6 protein-coding genes are annotated in these 6,608 nt (G+C 42.2%); 1 reads left to right on the top strand and 5 read right to left on the bottom strand.

Translation table 11 applies throughout. The annotated features are described in order from the left end of the window. Positions 1 to 86 precede the first annotated feature (86 nt). Positions 87 to 2,315: a TonB-dependent receptor gene (locus tag D9603_RS14515; RefSeq protein WP_128731849.1), complete on the bottom strand. Its 2,229-nt coding sequence runs from the start codon at positions 2,313 to 2,315 to the stop codon at positions 87 to 89. Between the two features lie 139 nt (positions 2,316 to 2,454). Between D9603_RS14515 and D9603_RS14510 the strand changes: the two genes are divergently transcribed. Then, positions 2,455 to 2,928: a DUF4920 domain-containing protein gene (locus D9603_RS14510; protein WP_125253986.1), complete on the top strand. Its 474-nt coding sequence runs from the start codon at positions 2,455 to 2,457 to the stop codon at positions 2,926 to 2,928. A 7-nt stretch (positions 2,929 to 2,935) separates the two neighbouring features. Here D9603_RS14510 and D9603_RS14505 read toward each other — a convergent pair whose 3' ends face one another. The 4 genes from D9603_RS14505 to D9603_RS14490 all read right to left on the bottom strand — a co-directional run. Beyond that, on the bottom strand, positions 2,936 to 3,424 hold the full coding sequence (locus D9603_RS14505) for a hypothetical protein (RefSeq protein ID WP_125253985.1): 489 nt from the start codon (positions 3,422 to 3,424) through the stop codon (positions 2,936 to 2,938). A 117-nt stretch (positions 3,425 to 3,541) separates the two neighbouring features. Beyond that, complete coding sequence (locus tag D9603_RS14500) at positions 3,542 to 4,228, bottom strand: hypothetical protein (protein WP_128731848.1); 687 nt, start codon at positions 4,226 to 4,228, stop codon at positions 3,542 to 3,544. 289 nt (positions 4,229 to 4,517) lie between these two features. Further along, positions 4,518 to 6,284 carry a class I poly(R)-hydroxyalkanoic acid synthase gene (gene phaC / locus D9603_RS14495; RefSeq protein ID WP_128731847.1) on the bottom strand — a complete coding sequence of 589 codons (1,767 nt, stop codon included), beginning with the start codon at positions 6,282 to 6,284 and terminating at the stop codon, positions 4,518 to 4,520. A 60-nt stretch (positions 6,285 to 6,344) separates the two neighbouring features. Continuing rightward, on the bottom strand, positions 6,345 to 6,608 hold a 264-nt coding region (locus D9603_RS14490; protein WP_128731846.1), incomplete at its 5' end, for a phasin family protein.

Here is a 6,608-nt window from a genome sequence, read left to right as displayed (position 1 = left end):
AGAACAACTAAATAGCAAAATCGTTACTTGGTAATCGACAAGATTTTCTCGCCTCAAAATAGACCGCTTAAGTAAGAAAATTGATATTAAAATTGGTATCGCACTGTCATTTTAATATTACGACCAAGCTCCGCAGGATCATTGGCTTCACTTGCAGGTGCACGCAAATAGCGCTTATCAGTGAGGTTGTCTACCCCTAAGCGAGCGGAGAAATTTGATAAGCCTCCTGTTCCTTGATACTTGGCATTGAGATTGTAAACAGTATAGGTTTTTGTACCAAACCCTCGCTCTAACATCGCATCATCAAGGCGTTGCTGTGCTCGGTAGTGTAATAGTTGCAGACCTACGTTAATGTTTTCATTAAATTGATAATTGCTGTTCCAAGTGAGCTTGTCAGCTGGCGCTTCTGAGTAGGGTTGCGACTGATAATCTATTGTGCCGAGATAAAAGTTAGGTACCCCTTCTACATCCATATTCATAGACGCGTACCCTAGGTACATATCAAGTGCAGCAAAGGAGTAGTGTGCCTCAATCTCAACACCATGACTAAATAACTTACCGATATTTTTGGCACTATAATCACGGTGTGTTGCGACGGGAATACCGTTGCTGGGCTCTGGACCTGGCGACCCAAGTTGTTTGGTACCATTGGCATCTATGTAATACATAAATGGAACATTATCGATGTAGTTATCTACTTCGGTATCAAAATACATAACCTTGATACTTAGGTTTTCAGCATAGTGTAAATTTTGCCAATTTAGTCCAAAGCCTATCTCGTAGTTTTGTGATTCTTCCGCTTGTAAATCTGGTTGCGGTTCACTGAAACATATCTTTCCACCAATGTGGCAACGCCATTCATCTTTTTTGTACAGCTCTTGCAGTGAGGGGGCTCGAAAGGCCTGCGCTGTTTTTGCATACAAATTAAGGTGCTCAGCAGCTTTAATTGTGACACCAAGTTCACCTGAAAGTGCGGAGTCGTCATTATCTTGATAGCCGGTAAAATGATCACTAGAGCGGCTGTAATGATCGAATCTTACACCCCCTGTAAGTAGCAATTTTTCTTGCCACCATTGGCTTTGATCGATTATAGAAATTGACCAATTGGATGCGTCGCTATCACCGTAGTAGGTTGAAAGGTTTGTAGGGTTATCATCCCATTGTTGCTGGTCAAAGCTCTCCGCTTCATATTGGGCCTCAATTGCGAGCTTGTGTTTTACCTTGCCGGTAAAGGTTGATAAGTTCGCCACGCGCAAGCCATGGCGTTTACTCTCGCCCGTTTTAGCACTGTCGTAATTGATTTTATTGCTACCACGCTCGATAAATCCTTTGGTGATTTCGTCATAGGTCTTACGAGAGAAAAACGCTTGGACATCTAGGTCGATTAAGTCATTGTCGGCCTGATAGGTATAGTTAACCATTCCTTCAAGATAATCATTTTTGTAGTCTTCAGCGAGGGTGGGGTAGGCAATTGCCAAGTCCATACGCTGCGCATAGGGTTGATCGATTGACTCGGTTTTACTGTAGTCGACTTTACTTGTGAGGCTGTGGTGATCGTTAATGTACCAAGTATTTTTTAGCGCAACGTTTTGTCGTTTGGATTCGTTTTTGATTTTACTGATACGTTGAATATCATCTTCTTTATCAGTATGTTCGTCAGCGACAACATCAATGTCACTATACTTTACTTGTCCGAAAGACAATACGGTATCGCTGTGATCATTTAAGTGGAATATACTGACATTGACATCATTTGCGTCAGCAACAGATAAGTGTGTTACAGACACACTAGCTCCAAGCCCTTGATTATCTTGCAGGTAATCAGCTGCACTTTTAGTGACTAAGCGTATGCTGCCGCCAATGGCACCTGAGCCAACAGTTAGCGAGTCAGCACCTCTTAACACTTGTATTTGTTTAAGCTGATCAGGATTAATGCCAAGGGAGTTAATTTGTGCAATATTTTGGCTACCATCAGAATCAATCTTACGTTTTACATTATCGACGGAGATATGAACCCGCTCACCGTACAATCCTCTAATTGCAGGTTGTCCTGATAGCGGCGTCACACTGCCCGAAAACTCGACATTGGGTAGCGTTTTAAGTATTTGATTTAGATCTGCGGCTTGCTGCCTTGCGATTTGTTCTTTGGTTAGTGCCGAGACTGATGCGGCAACATCATGATTTTGGGTGGTTAACTTATGACCAAGCACCTCAATTTTTTCGATAGTATCTGATGAGGTGTCAGGCGCTGCTGCATCAGCGGTGGCACCATAAAGCGCTGCAAAAATGCAGAAGGAGAGAGTAGAGTATTTCATTTATTAATCCTTAATAAAAACAATTACCATTTGCAGTTGCGGCGTGGATGTTAGATGTTATAAGATCTAATTGCAATAATTAATTACTTATAGTTATATGATTTGTAAGGTAAACAGAATTTATTTTTAAGGAGAAAATATGAATAAAATACGTACACTATGTGCGCTATCAGTACTGGTACTTAGTCTGGCAAGCGAAGCTAAAAACATTGAGTTTGGTGGTGGCGCTGATTTGAATAAGCTTGTTGCGGCTACAGAGGTACTTGAAAACGTGAATGAGTTTAAAGAACGTGAGATCACAGTATCAGGCAAGGTAACTAAAGTCTGTAAGAAGCGTGGTTGTTGGATGACACTGCAAGTCGATAACGGTGAAAGTTTGAATGTTAAAGTCCGAGATGGTGATATGGTATTTCCGATGTCTGCAATCGGTAAGCGTGCTTTTGCGACCGGTAAAGTTGAACATTTTAAGCTGGATATTGCAAAAACTAAGCGCTATCTTGCGCATAAAGCGCATGAAAACGGCGAACAGTTCGATGAAACTAAAGTCATAGAGGGAATGGAGCTTATCAGGCTAAAACCGGATGCAGTAACAATTATTCAAGAGAGTGAGTAGGCTAACATCACTTCACCAAAACAGCGTACTCGAAGTCGGTGCGCTTAGACGTGGGGCTGATGACAACCTGATAGGTTTGTGCCCCTAACATAACGTAATTTACTTTGCCTACTTTGAGTGGCTTTGGCGTACTGTCTAAGTCCATCAACCACACACCAGTTTCTGTATCTGGGGCTAAGTTTATTAACGTTCTACCGACATTATTAGGTATGTACAAAGCCGCATTACCGCTTTTGCCCCAAATTGCTTTTAGCTTGCTACTCTCAGATACCAAGGTGTAGTTGGCAGGACCTGAGGGGCGCATATCGGTTTGGTTGACGATTTCACACTGTTCACATTGTATCGAGGTTGCCGATAGATGGGTTTGCAGTTGGCCATTAAAAATAATACCTTCAGCCGCAATTTTCCATATTGGCTGCGTTTCGCTCAGTTGATTGCATCCAAAGAGCAGCAGTGCAGACAAGGCGAGGCTGTAATGTTTATTTATAATGGACACCGGATCACCAAATTACAATAAGTTAAACCGGTACAAATAGTAGCTAATCTTTTCTGTTAATATAAGTGTGCAACGTTAACGAATGTAAAGAGCCTCTATTTTAGTGGAGGGATCAAGCTAGCTGCTACAACCACTACCACAGCTGGAACCACTACTACAACTGGATGCTGAACTATCAGCGCCATCAGCGTTACCATCACCACTTTTTAGTGTCGTACAGCCGATGTTTCCGGCATAAATGGCGAGCGTATCGTCATGTTTCGGTTCAGTTTGATCTGATTGAAATTCAGCTGTTGTATAGTAATACCCGTCGGGTATGTGTAGCTGTGCATCTAATGCAAATAGGATGGGCAGTTGATGTGGTTTTCGTGGCGAAATGCTGGCAATACTGCAACAGGCTCGCCAAGTTTTACGAATACTGAGCTGTGCTTTATTACTGCCTTGCATTGCTTCTGAAGGGCAATGATGTAGAAATCTGCCAAAAGCTTGTTGGCAGAACTCATGGTACGTTTTGGTATGCAAAATAAACTCATGCCAGAGTGTATCTACTACTTTTGAAGGCATGGCGAGAGATTGGTCTTTGAGCAATAAATTAGCAAGAAAAAATTGCTTCAAGCCGGATTCTACTTGCGCCAGATCTGTATCTGATAGTGTGGGGTGATACTTACGTAATTTAGGTCTAAGGAAGGTTAGATTGTAATTTTGAATGTACGTTCGACGACGTGTGTCAGTTTTTACCTTTTTATAATGTAATAAGGCAATTAAAACAGCCACTCCAATTAAAGCGTAGATAAAACCTAGCATGTACTTTCCCTATATTTTTGAGAGTTAGCATGACGAAACTCACTAAGGGTGTCAATAATGAAAGCATTTGGTTGAGGGATAAAACTTGAGAGGCTGAGTTTATAGCAGTAGAGATTGGATGCTGTAATACCAATTAGCGTTAATACTTGCTCAATTTGACGGAGTAAATCTGACGCTAACTGCGTTAAAACTTCTTATTTAGAACAACTAAATAACCTGAGCACCTTTTGTAAATCCAAATTGCTAGGCACGCATGAATTACTCATGCTCAGGTTATTTATCGTTGAGACTAAATAACGCGTTTGACATATTCGCCTGGTGCATCATAAATACCAGGCTGTTCATCGCTTTGCGCAGCCCTTGCTGGTACAAGTTCTGGTGCTAATTGGTGTAACCACTGTGCCCAGTGAGGCCACCAAGAGCCACTTTGGTGCTGTGCTGATTCAAACCACTGAGTTGGGTCGTCGTTATCTTGCCCGTCAAACCAAAAACCGTACTTATTTGCATCTGGCGGATTGATCACTCCTGCAATATGACCCGATTCGCCAAGCACAAAGGTCACTGAACTACTGAGCCTTTTAGCCCCTTCGTATGTCCCTTGCCAAAGCGCAATATGATCGTCACGCGTAGAGAGAAAGTAGACCGGTTGCTTTACTTTGCCAAGGTCAATTTTAGTGCCTCGGATACTCACTGCTTTGTCTTCGATAAGACCGTTATTGAGATATAGCTCACGTAAGATAAAGTTGTGGCATGCTGCGGTTAGGTTTGTACTATCACTATTCCAATAGAGCAGGTCCAAATCCGCAGGTGTTTTGCCTTTCAGATAGTTGTTGACGAAGTAATTCCAGTACAGGCTGTTTTCTCGCAGCATACTAAAAGAAGTGCCAAGCAAGTGGCCTGACATTACACCATGCTGGTTGTTGTACTGCTCAAGTGCACTAATGGTTGGCTCATTGATAAAAGCGCCTATCTCTCCAGGTTGCGAGAAATCTAATATAGTCGTCAGCAGGGTGGCACTTTTCACTCTTTGCTTCATGCGCTTTGCTGCAATATAAGCCATGCAAGTCGTCAGTAAAGTACCGCCAATACAGTAACCCATAGCATGGACTTGGGTTTCGCCGGTTTGTTTTTCTGTTTGCTCTAAAGCGCATAACACGCCGTCAACAACGTAGTCATCAAAAGCAATGTTAGCCATACTTGGATCTGGGTTTTTCCAAGAGATCATCAAAACCGAATAACCCTGTTTGAGTGCCCACTTGACCAGGGAATTGTCAGTTCGTAAGTCAAGTATATAGTACTTATTAACAAAAGGAGGCACGATCAATAGCGGTGTTTTGTGTACTTCTTCAGTACAAGGGTGATATTGGATCAGCTCAAATAAATGGTTTTGAAATACCACTCTACCTGGGGTACAAGCGAGATCCTCGCCAAGGGTATAAGCATTCTCATTGGTCATGCTTATACGCAGCATTTCTGAACTTTTGGCCAAATCTTTTTTCAGTAGTGCTAGACCGTCAAACAAGTTTTGGCCGTTACTCTCAAGCGTTAGCCTAAGCAATTCAGGGTTGGTTGATACAAAATTGCTTGGTGACATCGAATTTACTGACTGTCTGGCAAAAAACGCCAATCGCTCTTTGAGTTTAGGATCAAGGCCCGGAGTATTTTCAATGGTATTTTGCAGTGATTGCCCAAACCAAAGGTAGCTCTGTTTTAGGTAGTTAAACCACGGGTTTTCCTGCCAATCTGCGTCAACAAAACGTTTATCTCCACGCTCTGGACTAACAACCTGCGCTTTTTCTCCTGTTGTGTGTGGCATAAAACTATTTTGGAAAATAGCAAATTGAGTTTGCCACCATTCACTTTGTTGTTTTAAGAAAGAATCAGGCTGTTGGTTGATGGCACTGAGCCAGCTCTGAAAATCAGCTTGGTTTTGTTCATTCAATGCCTGTTGCAATGGATGCGCTTTACCTAGGTTGGTGGCGGCCAGTTGCCACAATTCTTGATTATATTGCCACCATGCGGTCAACCCTTGCTCAATATTTGCTTGAGTGCCCATACCGGAAAATCCTTTATTTTTTGAACGGGTAAGGCGATCGAGATCGCCCAGTGTTAGAGGTTATTGCGCTTTTGCTGTTTTTAGTGTTTCTTTGCTTAGAGACTCTAGGCTGTCTTTAAACTCTTGACCTAATTGCGAAAGCTTTTGACCGTCTTGGATCATTTGCTGGCTGAGTACGTTTAGGGCAGTTAACTGACTTGCATTAAAGTCCATCATCGACTTTGCATCTTTGATTTCAGTAGCTTGCTTTAATTGCTCAATTGAGGTTTTAGTGAGCTGCTCTGCACTATGAAGCTGGATTTTAGAGAGCGCTTCGATATTTTT

Origin of the sequence: Pseudoalteromonas sp. PS5 (genome assembly GCF_004103255.1) — a bacterium.
Taxonomy (GTDB): domain Bacteria; phylum Pseudomonadota; class Gammaproteobacteria; order Enterobacterales; family Alteromonadaceae; genus Pseudoalteromonas; species Pseudoalteromonas peptidolytica.
Note: the sequence above shows the minus strand (reverse complement) of the source record. Positions and strands in the feature narration are given on the sequence as shown.

Excerpts from the sequence above, each read along its gene's own strand:
- D9603_RS14515 (WP_128731849.1), bottom strand. The coding sequence starts at position 2,315 with ATGAAATACTCTACTCTCTCCTTCTGCATTTTTGCAGCGCTTTATGGT.
- D9603_RS14510 (WP_125253986.1), top strand. The coding sequence starts at position 2,455 with ATGAATAAAATACGTACACTATGTGCGCTATCAGTACTGGTACTTAGT.
- D9603_RS14500 (WP_128731848.1), bottom strand. The coding sequence starts at position 4,228 with ATGCTAGGTTTTATCTACGCTTTAATTGGAGTGGCTGTTTTAATTGCC.
- phaC (WP_128731847.1), bottom strand. The coding sequence starts at position 6,284 with ATGGGCACTCAAGCAAATATTGAGCAAGGGTTGACCGCATGGTGGCAA.